This is a genomic window from Faecalibacterium sp. BCRC 81149 (assembly GCF_022750605.1).
GTDB classification, from domain to species: Bacteria; Bacillota; Clostridia; order Oscillospirales; family Ruminococcaceae; genus Faecalibacterium; species Faecalibacterium duncaniae.
Window position 1 is genome coordinate 70,097 of record NZ_QXJA01000004.1, and the last position, 19,675, is coordinate 89,771.

Annotated in this window: 24 protein-coding genes; 5 read left to right on the top strand and 19 right to left on the bottom strand. The window is 58.0% G+C overall.

The window, feature by feature from the left end; translation table 11 throughout:
* Window positions 1–20 precede the first annotated feature (20 nt).
* From D3F01_RS06520 to D3F01_RS06585, 14 genes are all read right to left on the bottom strand, one after another.
* On the bottom strand, window positions 21–464 hold the full coding sequence (locus tag D3F01_RS06520) for a DUF6773 family protein (protein ID WP_156066520.1): 444 nt from the start codon (window positions 462–464) through the stop codon (window positions 21–23).
* 3 nt (window positions 465–467) lie between these two features.
* On the bottom strand, window positions 468–665 hold the full coding sequence (locus tag D3F01_RS06525; RefSeq protein WP_005934630.1) for a helix-turn-helix transcriptional regulator: 198 nt from the start codon (window positions 663–665) through the stop codon (window positions 468–470).
* Between the two features lie 292 nt (window positions 666–957).
* On the bottom strand, window positions 958–1,395 hold the full coding sequence (locus tag D3F01_RS06530) for a GNAT family N-acetyltransferase (RefSeq protein WP_242887131.1): 438 nt from the start codon (window positions 1,393–1,395) through the stop codon (window positions 958–960).
* An 81-nt stretch (window positions 1,396–1,476) separates the two neighbouring features.
* The gene (locus D3F01_RS06535; protein ID WP_157774402.1) at window positions 1,477–1,662 is read right to left on the bottom strand and encodes a hypothetical protein; all 186 of its coding nucleotides are present in this window, start codon (window positions 1,660–1,662) and stop codon (window positions 1,477–1,479) included.
* Window positions 1,659–2,609 (bottom strand): ROK family glucokinase, encoded by a 951-nt coding sequence (locus D3F01_RS06540; RefSeq protein ID WP_097771402.1) that lies wholly within the window; start codon window positions 2,607–2,609, stop codon window positions 1,659–1,661. Before D3F01_RS06540 ends, D3F01_RS06535 begins: the two co-directional genes overlap by 4 nt.
* Before the next feature lie 185 nt (window positions 2,610–2,794).
* Window positions 2,795–3,604, bottom strand: coding sequence for a twin-arginine translocase subunit TatC (tatC, locus tag D3F01_RS06545; RefSeq protein WP_005934641.1), 810 nt, complete (start codon window positions 3,602–3,604; stop codon window positions 2,795–2,797).
* 3 nt (window positions 3,605–3,607) lie between these two features.
* Complete coding sequence (gene tatA, locus D3F01_RS06550) at window positions 3,608–3,814, bottom strand: twin-arginine translocase TatA/TatE family subunit (protein ID WP_097771347.1); 207 nt, start codon at window positions 3,812–3,814, stop codon at window positions 3,608–3,610.
* Between the two features lie 94 nt (window positions 3,815–3,908).
* Window positions 3,909–4,439 carry a twin-arginine translocase TatA/TatE family subunit gene (locus tag D3F01_RS06555; RefSeq protein WP_242887133.1) on the bottom strand — a complete coding sequence of 177 codons (531 nt, stop codon included), beginning with the start codon at window positions 4,437–4,439 and terminating at the stop codon, window positions 3,909–3,911.
* 223 nt (window positions 4,440–4,662) lie between these two features.
* Window positions 4,663–5,547, bottom strand: a complete 885-nt coding sequence (locus D3F01_RS06560; protein WP_242887149.1) for a fumarylacetoacetate hydrolase family protein — start codon at window positions 5,545–5,547, stop codon at window positions 4,663–4,665.
* A 15-nt stretch (window positions 5,548–5,562) separates the two neighbouring features.
* Window positions 5,563–6,114, bottom strand: a complete 552-nt coding sequence (locus tag D3F01_RS06565) for a DJ-1 family glyoxalase III (RefSeq protein WP_242887152.1) — start codon at window positions 6,112–6,114, stop codon at window positions 5,563–5,565.
* Window positions 6,115–6,186: 72 nt separating this feature from the next.
* Entirely contained in the window at window positions 6,187–6,486 is a 300-nt protein-coding gene (locus D3F01_RS06570; protein WP_005934651.1) for a YerC/YecD family TrpR-related protein, read from the bottom strand.
* A gap of 103 nt (window positions 6,487–6,589) precedes the next feature.
* Window positions 6,590–7,081, bottom strand: a complete 492-nt coding sequence (locus D3F01_RS06575) for a GNAT family N-acetyltransferase (protein WP_097773195.1) — start codon at window positions 7,079–7,081, stop codon at window positions 6,590–6,592.
* An 8-nt stretch (window positions 7,082–7,089) separates the two neighbouring features.
* On the bottom strand, window positions 7,090–7,611 hold the full coding sequence (locus D3F01_RS06580; RefSeq protein WP_117533758.1) for a nitroreductase: 522 nt from the start codon (window positions 7,609–7,611) through the stop codon (window positions 7,090–7,092).
* Between the two features lie 137 nt (window positions 7,612–7,748).
* On the bottom strand, window positions 7,749–7,931 hold the full coding sequence (locus D3F01_RS06585) for a hypothetical protein (protein WP_005934654.1): 183 nt from the start codon (window positions 7,929–7,931) through the stop codon (window positions 7,749–7,751).
* Window positions 7,932–8,365: 434 nt separating this feature from the next.
* Between D3F01_RS06585 and D3F01_RS06590 the strand changes: the two genes are divergently transcribed.
* The 3 genes from D3F01_RS06590 to D3F01_RS06600 all read left to right on the top strand — a co-directional run bounded on the left by D3F01_RS06590 (window position 8,366) and on the right by D3F01_RS06600 (window position 10,566).
* The gene (locus tag D3F01_RS06590) at window positions 8,366–9,313 is read left to right on the top strand and encodes a hypothetical protein (RefSeq protein WP_242887155.1); all 948 of its coding nucleotides are present in this window, start codon (window positions 8,366–8,368) and stop codon (window positions 9,311–9,313) included.
* 100 nt (window positions 9,314–9,413) lie between these two features.
* Window positions 9,414–10,001, top strand: a complete 588-nt coding sequence (locus tag D3F01_RS06595) for an RICIN domain-containing protein (RefSeq protein ID WP_035394617.1) — start codon at window positions 9,414–9,416, stop codon at window positions 9,999–10,001.
* A 76-nt stretch (window positions 10,002–10,077) separates the two neighbouring features.
* On the top strand, window positions 10,078–10,566 hold the full coding sequence (locus tag D3F01_RS06600; RefSeq protein ID WP_242887158.1) for an 8-oxo-dGTP diphosphatase: 489 nt from the start codon (window positions 10,078–10,080) through the stop codon (window positions 10,564–10,566).
* Window positions 10,567–10,669: 103 nt separating this feature from the next.
* Here the strand turns inward: D3F01_RS06600 and D3F01_RS06605 are convergent, their stop codons facing one another.
* Window positions 10,670–11,728, bottom strand: coding sequence for a PTS sugar transporter subunit IIC (locus tag D3F01_RS06605; protein WP_242887161.1), 1,059 nt, complete (start codon window positions 11,726–11,728; stop codon window positions 10,670–10,672).
* Between the two features lie 363 nt (window positions 11,729–12,091).
* Between D3F01_RS06605 and D3F01_RS06610 the strand changes: the two genes are divergently transcribed.
* Together D3F01_RS06610 and D3F01_RS06615 are read left to right on the top strand one after the other, a co-directional pair.
* Window positions 12,092–13,591, top strand: coding sequence for a GH25 family lysozyme (locus D3F01_RS06610; RefSeq protein ID WP_242887163.1), 1,500 nt, complete (start codon window positions 12,092–12,094; stop codon window positions 13,589–13,591).
* Window positions 13,592–13,594: 3 nt separating this feature from the next.
* Entirely contained in the window at window positions 13,595–14,425 is an 831-nt protein-coding gene (locus D3F01_RS06615) for an HAD family hydrolase (RefSeq protein ID WP_242887166.1), read from the top strand.
* A gap of 187 nt (window positions 14,426–14,612) precedes the next feature.
* Here D3F01_RS06615 and dnaJ read toward each other — a convergent pair whose 3' ends face one another.
* The 4 genes from dnaJ to hrcA form a co-directional block, all read right to left on the bottom strand.
* Window positions 14,613–15,782: a molecular chaperone DnaJ gene (gene dnaJ, locus D3F01_RS06620; protein WP_117477058.1), complete on the bottom strand. Its 1,170-nt coding sequence runs from the start codon at window positions 15,780–15,782 to the stop codon at window positions 14,613–14,615.
* A gap of 116 nt (window positions 15,783–15,898) precedes the next feature.
* Window positions 15,899–17,728, bottom strand: a complete 1,830-nt coding sequence (gene dnaK, locus D3F01_RS06625) for a molecular chaperone DnaK (RefSeq protein WP_005934665.1) — start codon at window positions 17,726–17,728, stop codon at window positions 15,899–15,901.
* Between the two features lie 103 nt (window positions 17,729–17,831).
* A complete protein-coding gene (grpE, locus tag D3F01_RS06630) occupies window positions 17,832–18,461 on the bottom strand; it encodes a nucleotide exchange factor GrpE (RefSeq protein WP_117505791.1) in 630 nt (209 codons plus the stop codon).
* Window positions 18,458–19,531, bottom strand: a complete 1,074-nt coding sequence (hrcA, locus tag D3F01_RS06635; RefSeq protein WP_097771359.1) for a heat-inducible transcriptional repressor HrcA — start codon at window positions 19,529–19,531, stop codon at window positions 18,458–18,460. Before hrcA ends, grpE begins: the two co-directional genes overlap by 4 nt.
* Between the last annotated feature and the right edge of the window lie 144 nt (window positions 19,532–19,675).

Consider the following 19,675-nt stretch of genomic DNA (forward strand, 5'->3'; position numbering starts at 1 on the left):
TTGTTGTGGAAAACCAGGTGTTATTTTTCTTCCGGTTCATCGTCCAGCTTTTTCCGATTCTTCTGCACCAGATGTGCACAGAATTGGAGCAGCGCAAAGCAGAGCAGACCTGTCGAAACACCAGTAAACGCAGCGCCCATCCAATAGCCATAGGTCAGGCCATGAAGCACCGTAACCGCCACAGCCGCCAGCAGAGAACAAACCGCATTGGCACCCATACTGGAAGAAAGATGGCGGTCCCACAGGCCATTCCGGACGCACTCTGCAACGGTGTAAACACATCCGGCCATAAAAACGACCCCTTCTCCGGTCGCTTTATCTGCATTGCCCGTCAGCTGCTGAATCACCATTGCGGCCAGCAGACCGCCCCACATCAGCCAGAAGCCACGCCTCTCAATTTTGGACATGGTCTGCTCCTGCATCTCATCCAGAACATTTTTCTTGCTGTACAGTGAAAATTTCATTTCTCATTCCTCCCAGAACAGTTCATCCAGTGTTTTTCCCAGAATTTTGCAGATGCTGCGGCAGAGATTGATGGTGGGGTTGTACTCGCCCTTTTCGATCGCGTTGATGGTCTGGCGCGAGACCCCAGCCGCTTCTGCCAATGCCCCCTGCGTCATATCTTTTTCCGCGCGGGCAGCTTTCAGTTTCAGATTCTTCGGCATCCTGTCACCTCGTCTCTTTCCTGTGAGGGTAAGCTCATTCCCTCTGGATACAGAATAGCACTCGCCAGACATTATGTCAAGTATAATTTACTTTTTGTCTTGTATTTTATATTTCAAAAATAGAAAAAGCCCCGTGTCTGGCATATCGCACCGGCACGGGGCTTTGCAATGATTTCAGAAAAACGTTCCCGGCCCGCCTGGATGTAAGGATGCAACCGGACGCGCTCCAAAATCCCGGAGATAGTGCTGTTCCAGTTCTTCCGTTTTTGCCTCAAAAATAACCACGGCAGATTTACAATTGTTTTTTCATCAGCTTCAGGTTCGTTGCTTCCGCCATCCCGAAGCCGCCGTAAAAGTGCATGTGATGCGCATCATCCGGACAGACCAGTTCAATCATCTGTGCACCACGTTCCCGCACACGCTGTTCCACTTCTTGGAGAAGTAATCTGCCATACCCCTTGTTCTGATACTCCCCGAAAATCAGGATCTCGTCGAGATAATAGAATGTAAAATCATCGTAGCTTTCCAAAAAACCGATGACAAGCCCTGTTGGAATATCGTTGTCATCTTCTTGCATCAGGCAGAGGGAATCCTCCATCGTTACCATTTGATGGATTCGCTTATATGCCTTTTCATAAGTCCAGCACCCGCCAGAATGTTGGTTGTAGTGGTTCATATAAAGCGTTGCTACTTTTTCAACATTTTCCTCTGTAAGAGGGGTATAATTCATTGATTCAGCTCCTTCTTCTTATAAAATAAAAATCCCCATGCCCACACGATTGAGATGTGGGCATGGGGCTCAACCATTTCATCAGGTCGCAGCTTTCTGCAAGTAAAACTCACTTTCTGCCACACGGGTCACAAAGTCGTATTCCAGACGGGTAGCCCGGGAGGGTACGATATCATACCGTTTGCAGACGGTGCGGAAATAGGAAAAGTATTCCCTGTCCTCTTCATCCAGCGGAGCAACCCACCGGCATTCGGTCGGCTCCATCATTCTCCCACGATGAGCCGCACGGCACCATAGATGCCGGCATCATTGCCGAGGGTAGCGGCAACGATGGGGGTCTCGCGGCAGGAGCTGAAGGCATAGGTCTTGAAATGCTCCCGCAGGGGGTTGAAGAGGACATCACCGGCACGGGCGACACCGCCGCCCACCATGAACATCTCGGGGTCGGTGGTAGAGGCAATGGAGGCCAGCGCCATGCCCAGGGTGTCAGTCATCTCGTCCACCTCACGGGCGGCCAGTGCATCGCCTGCACGGGCGGCATCAAAGACATCCTTGGCGGCAAAGTCGGTGCCGCGCAGGGTGCAGGGGGTGTCCGGGTTCTCGTCCAGCAGCTTCTTCATACAGCGGACCACGCCGGTGGCGCTGGAATACTGCTCCAGACAGCCGTGCTTGCCGCAGCCGCAGACCGCCGTCTCGTGGGGGTTGACGGTGATGTGGCCGATCTCGCCGCCTGCACCGTGTGCACCCTCGGTGATCCTGCCGTTGACGATGACACCGCCGCCGACACCGGTGCCCAGCGTGACCATCACCGCGCTGCGGCAGCCCTTGGCACAGCCCATCCAGATCTCGCCCAGCGCGGCCACGTTGGCATCGTTGCCCACCAGCACCTTGATGCCGTCCAGCAGGCCGGACAGCTGGATGGAGACGTTCCGCTCACCCCAGCCGCCGAGGTTGGCGCAGACAATGGGCACGATGCGGCTGTCCAGCACAGGGCCGGGCACACCAACACCCACGCCCTCCACCTGCTCGGCAGTGATGCCGTTTTCCTGCATCTTGTCCTTCACGGCCTTGGCCAGGTTTCCAAGGATGTGTTCCCCTGCATTGGAGGTGTCGGTGGGCACCTCCCACTTTTCCAGCAGAGCGCCCGCCGTGGTGAACAGGCCCACCTTGGCCGTGGTGCCGCCCAGGTCGATGCCGAATGCGTACTCTTTCATATTCATTTACCCCTTCTTTGCGGCGGTCAGGCCGCCGGTTTTCTCATCGTTATCATTATAGCATATCCATTTGCAAATGACAGAGGCTGAAACAGGATTTATGCAAAAAGCCGAAAATCCGTTTCGATTTTTGGCAAAGCAAAAGGCCCTCCCGCAGTGGGAGGGCCGGAAAGCCTTGGGAGAACTTACTCCTCGTCAGAGGATTCCTCTTCGTCATCCTCATCCTCGTCGTCATCATCCGTCTTGGGCTTATAGAAAATGCCGCTGAGGAAGATGCTGATAAAGTACAGCAGGCACATGGGAACAGCCACGAAGCACTGCGACACGATATCGGGCGGGGTGATGATGGCTGCGACCAGGAAGATCAGGACAATGGCAACGCCGCGGCCCTTCTTCATGATCTCGGGGTTTGCAATGCCCATCTTGGCCAGAATGATGGTGACCAGAGGCATTTCAAACACACAGCCGAAGATGATGAACATGGTCAGGCAGAGGTTGATGTAGCTCTCGATGCTGATGGATGCCGTGATGTAATCGGTACCCTCCAGCGTGACGAGGAAGTTCAGCATGAACGGCAGGGTGACCTTGTAGGCGAACAGCACACCCACGCAGAACAGAGCCAGACCGAACAGCAGCACCAGCCGGAAGAAGAAGCTCTCGCTCCGTTTCAGGCCGGGCTTTGCAAAGGCGTAGACCTGATACAGCGCCACCGGAATGGTCACGATCACCGCAGCGATCAGGGACACCCGGAAATACTGCATCAGCTTTTCCTGCGGGGCCAGGAACACGAAGGTGTAGTTCGCATTCATTGCCATGGCCGTCAGCAGGTCGATCAGCTTATCCGAAATTGCCAGGAAGCCGATCACGCCCACTACAAACACCGCCGCGCAGATGATCAGCCGGTTCCGCAGCTCTTTCAGATGTCCGGTCAGCGTCATGCTGCCGTCGTCCGACATGACTTCGGCTTTCTTTTTGCGCTTCACGTTGGTAGCCACAAATTACTCCTCGTCCTTCTTCTCAGCCTTTTCCTCGGTCTTGGTCTCGGCAGGCTTGGCATCGCCGTTCTCATCCACGTCGTCCATGCCTTCCTTAAAGTTCTTCATGGTCTTGCCGAACATCTTGCCCAGCTTCGGCAGGTTCTTGGGTCCAAAGATGACCAGAACGATGATCAGAACAATGATAAGCTCCTGAGGTCCGATTCTCATAATAATAATCTCCTTTTTCCTCTTGCCGCGCCGCTCTGGCGGGCTGGATTCCAGTTTTTATCCTACAACCGCGGGCGCGGGTGTATCCATGTACTTAGACCTTTGCCTCTTCGGCAGGGGCAGCCTCCTCAGCGGGAGCAGCCTCGGCAGGGGCTTCGTTTGCAGCGGGGGCCTCCTCGGGCTTTTCCTCTGCAGCAGGCTCTTCTGCCTTTTCCTCTGCCTTCACAGGCTCAGCGGCAGGCTCCTCCGCCTTGACGGGCTCTTCGGGCAGCTCCTCCACGGTATCCTCCAGCTCGGCCACTTCCTCGACCTCTTCGGCCTTCTTGGCTTCTTCCTTGCTGGTCTTACCAATGTTGGTAAAGCTCTTGGTGACATCCTTCATGCTGTCGTCGATGTCCTTCTTGATGTCGGTCAGGGGAGCAACAGCTTCCTTGATGGGGGCCTGGATCTCGTTCAGGGGCTCCACCACATTCTTCTGGATCTCCTCGGAAGCGGCACCGGTGTACTTCTTCAGCTCCCGCAGCATCTTGCCGAGCTTGCGGGCGTACTCGGGCAGCTTATCGGGGCCGATGACCACGAAGGCCACGATGGCCACCAGGATCAGCTCTGTAATACCAATTTTCATAGCGTTCCAATTCCTTTCCTCTCACACAACAGGCATCCTTTGCGGCCTGCCGTGCTGTTACTGCACAGGGGATGCGGCGCGGTGTGCGCCTTTGTTGCCCTATGTATACCGGAAGTGTGTGAACTTCAAATGAACTTATTTTGAACAGTATATGAATAAGAGCAATTTTTCCGTCAATTATATAACAATTCATATACTCCATCAATGATATTACGCCTTGGAATCACTTGACCGGATTGGTCAGCGTACCAATACCCTCGATCTCGCACCGCACCACATCTCCGGGTTTGAGGAACTGCGACGGGTCCATACCCATGCCCACACCCGCCGGGGTGCCGGTGGCAATGATGGTGCCCGCTTTCAGGGTCATGCCCTGCGAAAGCTCGGCAACGACATGGTCGATGTCAAAGATCTGCAGGGCGGTATTGGAATCCTGCCGCTTCTCGCCGTTGACAAAGCTGCGGATGCCCAGCCTGGGCGGGTAGTCGGCAAAGGCATCTGCCGTGACGATGCAGGGCCCGATGGGGGTAAAGCCGTCCAGACTCTTGCCGAAGTACCACTGTTTGTGCGCCGTCTGCACATCCCGGGCCGAGACATCGTTCAGGATGGTATAGCCGAAGATATAGTCCCGGGTCTGACCGGCGGGCACATCCCTGGCATCCTTGCCCAGCACCACAGCCAGCTCACACTCATAATCCAGCTTTTTCACCAGATCGGTGTGGGCCTCGATGGGGCCGCCGTCCGGCACGGCGCGGGTCACGCGCTTGGAAAAGTAGATGGCATCCTCGTGCTTGGTGGCAAAGGCAGCGGCAGAATATTTCTCCGCCTCATCGGAGTGGGCCATATAATTGATGCCCAGGCAGATGACATCCTGTGCCGGGGCCGGGATGGGGCTTTCCAGCGTGACGGCCTCCACAGGCAGAGCGGGAATGCCCGCAATGGCCAGCGACAGCCCATACCGCACCTGCGGGGTCAGAAACGGGATGGCCTCGCTCAGGGTCTCATAGCTCAGGCCCAGCCAGCTCAGCGGCCAGACCTGCCGCCCATCCTCCGATAAGATCGCCGGGTCTTCCACGCCGTCCGGCAAGCGGCAGGTAATAAAGCGCATACCGTATCCCCTTTCTCAGTGCCGATACGCAATGGCGTTCCGGATACGCTCCGCCTCTGCCTGACCGGCCAGCTGGCGCACCAGTTCCAGTGCAAAGGGGATGGCACCGCCCAACCCATAGCTGGTGGTGATGTTGCCATCCACCACGACCTCTTCATCGTGGACGACGGCACCGGCCAGCTGATCCTGGAAGCCAGCGTGGGCGGTGGCGTTCCTGCCCTCCAGCAGGCCCAGAGAGGCCAGGATGCTGGGGGCGGCACAGATGGCGGCCACCTTCCGGCCTGCCCTGGCAAAGGCGGCGCAGGTCTCGGTGACCGTCTTGTTGGCGGCAAGGTTGGGTGTGCCCGGGATCCCGCCGGGCAGAATGACCATGTCCACATCGGAATAATCCACTTCCTCGGCCAGCGCATCGGCGGTCAGGTGGATCTTATGGCTGCTCACCAGCTCCCTGCGGCCCATGGCAGAGGCCACGATGACCTCCACCTTGGCGCGGCGCAGCAGGTCTACCACCAGCAGGGCTTCGCACTCCTCGGTGCCATCGGCAAAAAATACAACTGCCTTACTCATCTTTACAGACTCCCTTCTAAAAAAGCGCACCGCAGAGCGGGTGCTCCCCTGCCCCGCGGCGCGCGGTCCGTGTTATTCTTCGGCGGGCTGTTCCGCCTTTTCTTCCAGCAGGCGGCGCAGCACACTGTCATCTTTGCTGATGACCCGGCTCACCCGGCTGATGATGGCGCTGGACGCGCCAATGTTGCCCATGATGCTGGTATAGCTCTGCTTGTTGACCAGCTTTTCCGCGATGTTATACCGCTGCTCCATTGCACTGAGCTCGGCGTAACTGCACACATCCTGTAAAAAGCGGTAGCACTCCTCAGGCGTTTTCAGCTCCAGCAATGCAGAATACAGGCCGGACTCTCCGGTGGGATGATCTTTTGCCATGGCTTGTTCCTCCCCTATCGTTCAGGTTGGGTCTGGCCCGCGCGGGGCACTTCAATACACTACTTTATTGTAGTGCAAACGCGGCAAAAAATCAACGGGAAATTTACAGCATTTTTTCCAGCGTGGTCAGCTGCATGGAAATGCCCGCAGCTTCTGCCTCGGCGGGGCCCAGCACGCGGTAGCCCTTGGTCTTGAAGAACTGCAGCACCGGCAGGCACTTGGTGTGCACCTCGCAGTACAGGCGGCCCCGGCCCTCACCCCGGGCCAGGCGCTCGCAGGTGGCCAGGATATCCCGGCCCAGTGCCTTGCCCCGGTACTCGGGCTTGAGGTAGAGGTGGAGCAGGTGCAGGGCCGTGTTCTCCATCTTCCAGGCAAAGTAGCCGATGGTCTTGCCGCCCAGCACCACGAGGAAATAATTCACATCGTTGTCGATATCCGCCTCAATGGCATCGGCGCTCTGCAGCGTTTCCACCAGTGTGTCCAGCTGCTTTGCAGGGTAATAGCGCTTGTAGACCTCGTGCCAGATCTCACTGGCAAGGTCAGCGTTGGCGTGAATGTATTTGGCCTTTGCGACCAGCTTGTAATCGGGTTTCATAGTGCTCCTTATGCGTATACGATATAATCCGGCTTGCGGGGGGCGGCGGGGCGGGGTTCCTCTGCCGGGTAGCCCAGAATGCAGTGGCCCACGCCGATGTAATCTCCCTCAATGCCCCACTTTTTCAGCAGGGCCTTGCCCTCTTCGGTCTCGAACTCTTCCTTTGCGCGGTTGATCCAGCAGCTGCCCAGCCCGACGGCGGCAGCAGCATTCATCAGGTTGCCCATCACAAGGCTGCCGTCCTGCACGCCACAGCGGGCGTTGGCATCCGCCAGCACCACCAGAATGGTGGGGGCACCGTACATGGGGTCGCCCGTGTTGCCCATCACGGCGGCATTCATCCGGGTGAGCTGGGCGCGGGTCTTGGCATCCTGCACCACCACGATCTTTGCGCTCTGGCGGTTCATAGCGCTGGGGGCAAAGGTGCCTGCACGCAGAACGGCTTCCAGCTCCTCTTTCGTGATCTGCTCCGGCTTGTAGGCGCGGCAGCTGCGGCGGGTCTCAAGGGTATGTAAGGTCTCATTGGTCATAGCAATTTCCCTCCCTGAAAGTTCTGATGTTATTGTACCATACAACGCCGTAAAGTGCAAAACAAAAAGGCGGCTGCGCCTTCCTTTTTGAAAGCGCAGCCGCCTTTTTGCTCTTCGTTGGTTTGGAACGAGATGTTTTACAGCGCGGTCTTGATGTTGTGATGCGTGGAGCTGTAACGAACAACTGCTTCCATCAGGGCAACGGGCCACAGAATGACCTTACCCAGGATCTCGGCCGGCTTGACATCCACCGTATCCATGCTGTTGATGCCGAACAGAACCAGACAAGCAATGCCGCAACCCAGAATGTAATAGTACATAAGTCAAACCTCCTATATTTTTCTCACAGGCTTACGCCTGAAGCTCAAGTGTCGGCGGGGCGTTTTCCGCTCTCCGCATCCTTACTATACCGCAATTTTGATATAAAGTCAATATCCAAAAACGTGAAACAAATTAAAGTTTCTTTTGAAAGTCATTTTGTTCATGTAAATAAAGCAGTGAAGTTCGCTTTGCTTTATAAATGTGAAGTCAGTGTCCTGAATTGGCCGTGAGCCGGAAACAAATTGTTCACATTCTGCCCCGAAAGAGGCCGAAAACGGGCGTTTTGTCCTTGCAGAAAAAACAGAAAATGGTGTACAAAGCGCCATCCGCAATTTTGTGCAGAACGCCCTGCAATAACAGCTGTTTTCCATTCGTTTACAGGTTAAGGAAGGACGTGTCGGATTTTTTTGTTTTTTGAAGTGAGGATACCGCCATGAAGAAAATTTTTCGCAAAAAAAATTTTGCTTTTTTCCTCTCGGCCCTGCTGGTGCTGGCCCTTTCCCTGCCCGTTTTTGCGGACATGGGCCCCAAGCCCTCGGTCACGCTCAAGCTCTATTACACACCGGGCCAACGCTATGCGGTCACCCTGCTGGGCAATACCAGGGTCAGCGGGCCGTGGGGCGCTGCAGACCAGTACCGGGAGCGGATGGGCTCCCGGGAGACCTGGGAGGCATTCCGGAACTACCCCGCTCCGGAGGGCTACTACTTCCTCGACTACTTCCAGGAATACCCCGGCGATGCCGATGCAGAGTTCGTCTGGGGCTACTACCCGCCCAACAAGTTCTATGTTTTACTCTATAATATAGAGACCGGTACATTCTACCGCAGTGAGGAGCCGGTGGAGCGCTATGCCTTTTCCAGCGAGTGGCAGGTGCTTCTCGATTCCCAAGACAGCCTGCGGGTTCACCACAACCGCAACGATTCCGACATCCTTTCCTCCTTTGCCGCCCGGGTGCTCATCACCCTGATTTTAGAGCTGACGTGGGGCATCCTGCTTTTCGGGCTGCGCGGCCCCGCCCAGCGCGCTCTCATCGGCAAGGTCAACCTTGCCACGCAGATCATCCTGAACCTCGGGCTGTGCTATGGCACGCTCTATCTCGGGCCGATGTGGGGCAATTTCCTTTATTTTGCACTGGAGGTACTGGTGTTCTCCGTGGAGGCCTTTGTCTACAACCGGTATCTGCCTTGGCCGGAGGGCAAAAAGCCTCACCCCATCCTCTATGCGCTGTCTGCCAATCTCCTTTCCTTCGGCATCGGGCTGGAATTGAACACCCACTGCACCAACACACAGATTCGGCTGATCGCGCTTGTCTGTCTGGTGCTGTGGTACGCCGGGCCGTGGCTCTGTCGAAAGCTGCGGAAAGTGCAAAATGCACAATAAAAAGAAAAAAATTCGTCAAGAATCAATCTTGTTGCGCACCGGGAAATCCGCTATAATAGAAGCGTCAAACCAGATTTTACCGGAAAGGAGACACGGACGTATGGCAAAAGCATCTCAGGTCGTTTTACTGGAAAATGAGTTTTATCTCATCAAGGCACCCAATGGGAAGGTGTTGGAGATCAAGAACTTCAACACGGAGAACGGCGCGGCCATCCGTCTGTGGGACTACGCCGGACATCCGTGGCAGCAGTGGCAGTTCGTGGACGCTGGCGAGGGACGCTGGCGGATCAGGAACCGCTTTACAGGCAAGTTCATCGATCTGGCCCTGGGCGGCGTGGTCGAGGGCACCTGGCTGCACCAGTGGGGCCGCACCAGCGGGCTGAGCCAGTGCTGGGAGCTGGAGTCCACCCGGAACGGCCGCACCCGCATCCGCAATGTGCTGGCCGACAAGTACATCGACCTTGTGGGCATGAACACCTCCAACGGTGCACAGGCCCAGATCTGGAATTACGTCTCGGGCGGCAATCAGGAATGGAACCTGGTGCGCGTTGACCCCGACACCGCGCAGACCAACGCCCGTGCCGAGGAAAAGCGGGACCCGGAGCCCACGCCCTCCCAGCGCAAGCACCAGAATGATCTGGTGCGGAAGCTGAACAACGCCGGAAAAGGCCGGGCCGCACGGAAATAAGAAACGATAAAAGCGTCCCACAGGGGGCTCCCCGTGGGACGCTTTTTGTAATGCTGACAGAAACGGAGAATTGCTGATGGATTCCAAATTTCCCATGCGCAACACCACCCTGTGCTATCTGGAACAGGATGATGCCTACCTGATGCTCCACCGCGTGACCAAGAAGAACGACCTGAACCACGACAAATGGATCGGTGTTGGCGGCAAGTTTGAGCCGTTTGAAAGCCCGGAGGACTGCCTGCTGCGGGAAGTGCAGGAGGAGACCGGCCTCACCCTGACCTCCTACCGCTGCCGGGGCGTAGTGACCTTTCTTCTGGGCGAGCTGACCGAATACATGTTCCTTTACACTGCCGATGCCTGGACGGGCACACTGGTAAAGGATGCCGCCCGGAACGAGGGCATTCTAGAATGGGTGCCCAAGGAGCAGGTGGAGCAGCTGCCCATCTGGGAGGGTGACAAGATCTTCTTTCGCCTGCTCAAGGAGGACAGACCCTTTTTCTCGCTCAAACTCCGATATGAAGATGATACGCTGGCTGAAGCCGTGTTGGACGGGAAACCTTTATAACTCCCTCAGTCACGGCTTTGCCGTGCCAGCTCCCTCGGAGAGGGAGCCTTTTAGCCTCCCTCATTGAGGGAGGTGGCATCGCGCAAGCGATGACGGAGGGAGTTTAATTCAGCTTCAGATCGCCCTCTTTGATCCAGCCCAGCTTGCGCTCGATCTCGCAGAAGAGAACGCTCAGGACTGCGGGCAGAACAAAGCAGATCAGGACCATGGCAGCCCAGTCCATGGGGGTGATGGCGGCCTTGGTGCCGGCGGCGATATCGTTCACCCAGCCGGTGTACACGCCGATCTGGCCCACCAGACCGCAGGTGCCCATGCCGGAGGAGACCGCCGCGCCGTTCATCTCAAAGTGGAACAGGCAGGTCGCCAGCGGGCCGGTGATGGCCGAGGCCAGCGTGGGGGCGATCCAGATGCGGGGGTTCTTAATGATATTGCCCATCTGGAGCATACTGGTGCCCAGGCCCTGGCTGACCAGGCCGCCCACACCGTTCTCCTTATAGCTCATCACGGCAAAGCCGACCATCTGGGCGCAGCAGCCTGCCACAGCAGCGCCGCCCGCCAGGCCGGTCAGGCCCAGAGCCGCGCAGATGGCGGCAGAGGAGATGGGCAGGGTCAGTGCCACACCCACGATGACAGACACCAGAATGCCCATGACCAGTGGGGCCTGCTCAGTGGCCCACATGATCAGGGTGCCCACCTGGCTGGCGGCAGCACCGATGGGAGCCGCAATGAGCATGGAGAGGCCCACGCCCACAAAAATGGTCACCAGCGGGGTGACAAGGATATCGACCTTGGTCTCCTTGCTCACGGCCTTGCCCATCTCAGCGGCCAGAATGGCAATGATCAGAACAGCCAGCGGGCCGCCTGCGCCGCCCAGCGCATTGGCCGAGTAGCCCACGGTGATCAGGCTGAACAGCACCAGCGGGGGGCAGTGCAGTGCCCAGCCGATGGCACAGGCCATGGCCGGGCCGCTCATGGCCGAGGCATAGCCGCCCAGATCGACCAGCACCTCCAGCCCGGTCTGCTGGCCCAGCGTTTTGATGATGGTGCCGATCAGCAGGCTGGCGAACAGGCCCTGTGCCATGGCACCCAGAGCCTCGATGAGATAACGCTGCGGAGTGATGACGATATCCTTCCGCTTCAAAAAGTCCTTTACACTTGACATAGACTCTTCCTAACCTTTCTCTCCCGGCCCATTGCGCGGGAGCTTTCCGTGTCAAGTATCATACCATACACCTGTCAAGACAGCAAGAGGAGGCCGCGTTTTTCGTCCAAAGCGACAAATTTCACAGCTTTGGATGCAATGATTCTGCTTTCCTGCTCGTTTTTACTGTGGAGCGTGTTTTTCTTTCCGCTTTTTCTGCCTGACGCGATGCCGGAGCACAGCGAACTGATTGACGGCGACCCGGGTTTGGGTGTATACTGGGAGAGTAAAAATAGCTTTATCCGCAATGATGCGAGACTATATTGGCGGGCCGGTGCAGTTCGTGTATCCTGCCCGGTCCAGCTTGGAGGCAGAGCAAGCGGCATGAAACCAACATCTTTCAAAAAATCAAGCAAGAACGGCACCGGCCGCAGCATCGGCCAGGCTGTTGCGTGCCTTGTGATGGCGGCGGCCATCACCATTGGCGGTGCGGGCACCACTTTCCTGCTGGCATCCCAGCCTGCGGGCCTGACGGTCGAGCCCGCCGCCCTGCAGACTGAGGGCAGGGTCACCCTGCCCAAATTCGATCATAAGAGTGACCGGAGCGAGGCAAAGGCCGAGAGCACCCAGCCGGAGGAGAGCGCTTCTTCTCAGGAGCAGGCCGCAGCCAGCACCCCTGCCGCACCCGTGACCAAGGCGGAGAACACCGCCGCCGCCCCGGCAGAGAGCACCGCCCCCACTGCGGAGCCCGCTGTGCAGCCGGAGGCCACACCCGCCGACCCCATGGCCGGGGATGCTTCGGAGATCGAGAAGGAGAACTCCTTCCCCCACTTCCTGACAGAGACCGAGGCGCTGGCCGCCGAGGACCCGATGGCCGCTCCCGAAGAGGCCGCCATCCTGCCCGAAACGGAGGAGACCGCCCCCGTAGCCGAGGAAGCGCCTGCCGCTTCCGAGAACGGCGAGGATGTGCTGGCTGAAGCCCAGATCAAGGATATCAACGGCACCGTTCTGCTGACCCCTGAGGAGATCCGGGATGCACTGGACAGCGGCACGCTGGACGAAGAGAGCATCGACCCCACCTGCCTGACCGGTGAAAATGGCCTGCTGCAGTGGCTGTGGGAATTCTTCTTCGGCAAGGATGAGGAAGAAACGCCCCAGTATTCCGGCTGGCGCACCGAAAACGGCAAGACCTATTACTACGACCAGAACACCCACCAGCCCGTCACCGGCATCCAGAGCATCGACAACAAGCTCTATTATTTTGATGCCTCCGGCGTGCAGCAGCCCGCCACTTTCGGCATCGATGTTTCCAAGTACCAGAGCAGCATTGATTGGGACAAGGTGAAAACGGCAGGTGTGGAGTTTGCCATCATCCGCATCGGCTACCGCGGCTACGGCTCCGGCGCGCTGGTGCAGGACCCCAAGTTTGAGGAGCACTTCACCAACGCCCGCAACGCCGGGCTGCGGGTGGGCATCTACTGCTTCAGCCAGGCCGTCAACGAGAACGAGGCCCGCGAGGAAGCACAGGCCTGCGTCTATGTGCTGAATGGCCGCCAGCTCGATTACCCCATCTACTTTGATACTGAGGCTTCCGGTGCAGGCAATGGCCGTGCCGATGGTCTGGGCGTGGAAGACCGCACCAAGTGTGCCGTGGCTTTCTGTGAAGAGGTCAAGGCACTGGGCTACAAGCCCGGCGTGTACGCCTCCACCACCTGGTTCCGCAAGCGGCTGGATATGAGCCAGCTGTCCAACTACTACATCTGGAACGCCCACTACAACGTGGCCTCCAGCCCCATTGCCTGCAACATGTGGCAGGGCACCTGCACCGCCCGCATCCCCGGTTACGGCGGCCAGATCGATGTGAACATCAGCTATATGGGTTAAGTTATGGATCGTATCCGCTTGATCGCATCCGACATGGATGCCACCCTTCTGGACGAACAAAGTCAGCTCCCGGCTGACTTTGAAGAGACGATCCATGCACTGGCAGAGCTGGGCATCCGGTTTGCTCCTGCCAGCGGCAGACCGCTCTATACGCTGGAAGCCATGTTCCCCACCTTACAGGATGAGCTTGTTTTCATCGGCGACAACGGCGGTGCCATCCGCTGGAAGGGGCAGAACCTCTTCACTTCGGAGATGTCTCCGGAAGGCTGGCGGGCGCTGAACCGCCTGACCCGGGAGCAGGGCGATATTGCGGTTCTCTGCGGTCTGGAAAGTGCCTATGTGGAGCGGCCGTTCGCCGTCCACGATGCCGTGCTGCGGCATTTTTACACCAAGATCGAATATGTGGACCGGCTGGAAGATGTCACCGCCCCTGCCGACAAATTCACCATCTACCTGCCACAGCACAATGCGCAGCAGGCCTACGACACGGTCTATGCCAGTCAGCGGAGCATCTACTCCGTAGCCGTTGCCGGTGAATGCTGGGTGGACATTATGAATCCCGGTGTCCACAAAGGTGCCGCCCTGCAAACGCTGGGGCAGCTGTGGGGTCTGCCGTCTGAGAGCATGATGGCCTTTGGCGATACCTACAACGATGCCGAGATGCTGCGTACCGCAAAATACGGTTTTCTGATGGAAAACGGCAGTGTTCCGCTGCGCCGGAACGTTCCGTTCCTGGCCCCCTCCCACCGGGAAGCCGGTGTCATGCAGGTCTTACACCGTGTTCTGGCACAGAACGGTTGTGTCTGTCCGGAGGATTTTGTCCCGGCACATTAAATTCAAGCATAAAAAATGGAGCTGTTACACATCTCGTGTAACAACTCCATTTTTGTTTAGCGTGCTCACCCTCTCCGTCTTTGCTTCGCAAATCCACCTCTCCCGAAGGGAGAGGCAAGTACTCTTGGCTCCCCCTTTGGGGGAGCTGGCGAGCGTCAGCGAGACTGAGAGGGCGAGGCCGCCAATCTTATGCAAACATATCCTTCAGCTTCTTGAAGAAGCCCTTGCGCTTTTCGTAGTTCTCCTCTTTCAGGGTACCCTCAAACTTCTTCAGGGCATCCCGCTGGGCCTTGTTCAGCTTCTTGGGGATCTCCACCTCGCACTTGACGTACATATCGCCCCGGCCGCGGCCGTTCAGATACTGGATGCCCTTGCCGCGCAGACGGAAGGTGGTGCCACTCTGGGTGCCTTCGGGCACAGTGTACTCCACCTTGCCGTCAATGGAAGGCACGGTGATGCTGTCGCCCAGAACCGCCTGGCTGTAGGTGATGGGCACCGTGACCCAGACATCATAGCCATCGCGCTGGAACACCTCGCTGGGCCGGACCGTGACCATCACGATCACATCACCGGCAGGGCCGCCGTTGGTACCGGCATCGCCCATGCCGCGCAGTGCAAAGCTCTGATCGTCGTCGATGCCCATGGGGATGGACACCTCCAGCGTTTTCCTGGCGGCAGTTTTTCCGCTGCCGTGGCAGACCTTGCAGGGGTTCTTGACCAGCTTACCCTTACCGCCGCAGCGGGAGCAGGGCTGCTGAGTCTGCATCACGCCAAAGGGCGTGCGCTGCTGCCGGATGACATAGCCGCGGCCGCCGCAGTCCGGGCAGGTCTCGGGGCTGCTGCCGGCGGCGCAGCCGCTGCCATGGCACTCTGTACACTCCTGCTGGCGGGTGATGGTGATGTTCTTCTTGCAGCCATGCACGGCCTCATCAAAGCTCAGGGTGATCCGCACACGGATATCCTGGCCTTTGCGGGGGGCGTTGGGGTTTGCCTGACGGGCAGAGCCGCCAAAGCCGCCGAAGCCGCCGCCAAAGATATCACCGAAGATGTCGCCCAGATCGACTCCATCGCCGCCAAAGCCGCCGAAGCCGCCCGCACCGCCGCCGTTCTGGGCTGCATAACTGGGATCAACACCGGCAAAGCCGTACTGATCGTACAACTGGCGCTTCTTCGGGTCCGAAAGCACCTCGTTGGCTTCATTGACTTCCTTGAACTTTTCCTCGGCATCCTTATCGCCGGGGTTGTAGTCCGGGTGGTACTTCATGGCCAGCTTGCGGTAAGCCTTTTTGATCTCCGCATCGGTGGCCGTTTTGGATACTCCCAGCACTTCGTAGTAATCGCGCTTTTCCTGTGCCATAACCATACCTCTATAAAACCAGCAAAGGCCGCCCCGGCAAAACCGGAGCGGCTTTTGCTTTTATCCGGCACGCCTGCCCGCCGGTTTGGCCGGGCATCTGCCGTTTGTGTCAGACCTTAGACTTCCTTGAAGTCAGCGTCCACAACGCCGTCATCGTTGGGCTTCTGCTGGTTGTTTGCGCCAGCATCGGGGCCGGGCTGTGCGCCTGCAGCCTGCTGGGCAGCAGCGGCAGCCTGATACATCTTCTCAAAGACATGGCTCAGCTCATCCTGCTTTGCCTTGATCTCATCGATGGAACCGGACTGAACAGCGGTCTTGAGGTCGGCCAGCTTTGCCTCAGCTTCGCTCTTCACGTCAGCGGGCATCTTGTCGCCGTTCTCCTTCAGCATCTTCTCAGTCTGGAACACCATCTGATCAGCGCCGTTGCGGATATCGACCTCTTCACGCTTCTTCTTATCATCGGCAGCAAACTGCTCAGCTTCCTTCACAGCCTTGTCGATATCTTCCTTGGACATATTGGTGGAAGCGGTGATGGTGATGTTCTGCTCCTTGCCGGTGCCCAGATCCTTTGCGCTGACCTTCACGATGCCGTTTGCATCGATATCGAAGGTAACTTCGATCTGAGGCACACCACGGGGAGCCGGAGCAATGCCATCCAGGTGGAACACACCCAGGCTCTTGTTGTCGCGGGCAAACTCACGCTCGCCCTGCAGAACGTTGATCTCAACAGAGGGCTGGTTATCAGCGGCAGTGGAGAACACCTGGCTCTTGTGGGTGGGGATGGTGGTGTTGCGGTCGATGATCTTGGTGCACACGCCGCCCAGGGTCTCAATGCCCAGGCTCAGCGGGGTGACATCCAGCAGCAGCAGGCCCTTGACATCGCCCTGCAGAACGCCGCCCTGAATGGCAGCGCCCACAGCCACGCACTCATCGGGGTTGATGCCCTTGAAGGGCTCGCAGTTCAGTTCCTTCTTGACTGCATCGTAGACAGCGGGGATACGGGTGGAACCACCGACCATCAGGACCTTCTTCAGGTCAGAGGGACGCAGGCCTGCATCCTGCAGAGCCTTGCGGACAGGGGTCATGGTACGATCGACCAGATCAGCGGTCAGCTCATTGAACTTTGCGCGGGTCAGGGTCATATCCAGATGCTTGGGGCCGGTAGCGTCAGCAGTGATGAAGGGCAGGTTGATCTGGCTGCTCATTGCGCTGGACAGCTCGATCTTTGCCTTCTCAGCAGCTTCCTTCAAGCGCTGTGCGGCCATCTTATCCTTGCGCAGGTCGATGCCGTTCTCGTTCTGGAACGCATCTGCCATCCAGTCGATGATGCGCTGGTCGAAGTCATCGCCGCCCAGGTGGGTATCACCGTTGGTGGCCAGAACCTCGGTCACACCGTCGCCCATCTCGATGATGGACACATCGAAGGTGCCGCCGCCCAGGTCGTAGACCATGATCTTCTGGTCCTCTTCCTTATCGATGCCGTATGCCAGAGATGCGGCAGTGGGCTCGTTGATGATACGCTTGACGTTCAGGCCGGCAATGGTGCCTGCGTCCTTGGTTGCCTGACGCTGGCTGTCGTTGAAGTATGCAGGAACGGTGATGACTGCATCGGTGACAGTCTCGCCCAGATAAGCCTCGGCATCTGCCTTCAGCTTCTGCAGGATCATAGCGCTGACCTGCTGGGGAGTGTACTCCTTGCCGTTCAGGGTCACCTTGTGGTCGGTGCCCATATAACGCTTGATGGAAGCCACCGTGTTCTCAGGGTTGGTGATGGCCTGGCGCTTTGCCACCTGACCCACCAGACGGTCGCCGGTCTTGGTGAAGCCGACAACAGACGGGGTGGTGCGTGCACCCTCAGAGTTTGCGATAACAACGGGCTCGCCGCCCTCCATAACAGCCACGCAGCTGTTGGTAGTACCAAGGTCGATACCAATGATCTTACTCATAATGAAAGCTCCTCTCAAATTCAGAACGTTTTTTTGTTTATGTGATGCTCAAATGTTACCAAGCGGATGTTATATTTGAAAACCCTTGCGGGGTCTTGCAAAATCACTCTGCCACAACAACGGTGGCATGGCGGACGATCTTATCGCCCAGCTTGTAGCCCTTCTGGTAAACCGTGATCACGGTGCCGCTCTCCTGCCCATCAGGGGCGGGGATCTGCTGCACGGCATTCATAAAGTTGGGGTCAAAGGGCTTGCCCAGCGCCTCGATCTCCTCCACATGGAGGGTGCTCAGCGCCTTGGCGGCTTTGTCCAGCGTCATGGTCACGCCCTTCTTGTAGTTCTCGTCGGTGGTGGGGGCGTTGGCCGCCATCTCCAGCGTATCCAGAATGGGGATGATCTGGTTCACGGCAAAGGACACGCCGTCGTTGAACTTCTGGTCAGCCTCACGGGTGGAGCGCTTGCGGTAGTTCTCATACTCGGCGGCCATCCGCAGCAGCTGATCCTTGGCCTGATTGGCATTCTTCTCAGCCGCGTCCAGCTTTGCCTTCACAGCCTCCAGCTCCCGGGCCTTCTTGTTGAAGAAGCCATCTTTTTTCTTGGGGTCTGCCGCTTCAGCGTTCGTCTCGGGAGCCGCTGCCTGCTCAGGTGCAGTTTCCGGGGCGGCCTGCTCGGCGGTGTTGGGCTCCACGGCAGGTTCTTCTGCCTGCGGGGTCTTTTTTGTTTCTTCGCTCATTCCAGGTCCTCCTTATAGATCACAGTCCGCCGGGGTGCGGCTGCCTGCGGGGTATCTTTTCGTTTGCCGCTCATTCCTTCGCCAAGCTGATCGGCAAAGGTGTGGAGCAGCGGCATCAGCTTCTGGAAGGGCATCCGGGTGGGGCCGATGAGGGCCACGGAGCCCCAGAGGCCTCCGCCCACCAGATACCGGTCACTCACGATGCACAGGCCGGGGATCTGAGGTTCCAGATCCTCGCCCAGCAGGATGCTTTCGCTCTGCTCTGCCGGGGGTGCAATGAGGGCGGCGGCCTGCTCTTCGTCGTTCAGCAGGCTCAGGATGCTGCCCACCTTGCCGTCCAGCTGGGGCCAGTCCAGCAGGTACTGCTCACCACCCAAATACACATGGGGCTGGGTGGAATCCTGCAGGATAGCGGCGGCGGCGCTGATCACCGGCACCAGCTCCGGGCTGATCTGGCTGCACAGCTCTGCAAGGAGCCGGGGCGACAGATCAACAGGAGCCACAAAGGTCAGGTTCCGGTTGAGCAGGGCGGCAAGCGCCGCTGCATTTTCCCGGGAAAGACCGGTGCGGACCCGCGCCACACGGGTGCGGACATAACCGGCAGTGGTCACAGCCAGCACCGCTGCGGCGCTGCGGCCCACCTGCACCACCTCGTAATGGGCGATGCAGAGATCCTCAGCACAGGGAGTGCTGACAGCGGCAGTGCAGCCGCTGATGGCGGCCAGTGCCTTGGCGGCACCCTGTGCCAGCTTTTCCGGCTCATGGTCAAGGCTTGCGAACACCGCGTCCACACGGGCGCGGGTCACACGGTCCAGCGGCTGGTCATCGGTGAGAAGATGATCCAGATAATAACGGTAGCCCTTGGCACTGGGGACACGGCCTGCGCTGGTGTGGGGCTGCTCCAGCAGACCCAGCTTGGTCAGCGCGGCCATCTCGTTGCGCAGCGTGGCACTGGAAACTGCCATATCAAAGTAGTTTGCCAGCACACTGCTGCCCACGGGCTCGCCCTCGAGGCCATACAGCGCAACGATCGCCTGCAAGACACGCTGTTTGCGTGCATCCATCGTCATAGCGCCTGCCTCCTTCGTTCGCTTTTTGTTCTTTAGCACTCCTTCTTCCTGAGTGCTAAGACCATTATATCCAATTTTGCGGCGCTGTCAATAGCTTCTCAGAAAAGTTTTGAAAGATTCATAATTCTGTCATAAAGGCCGTAC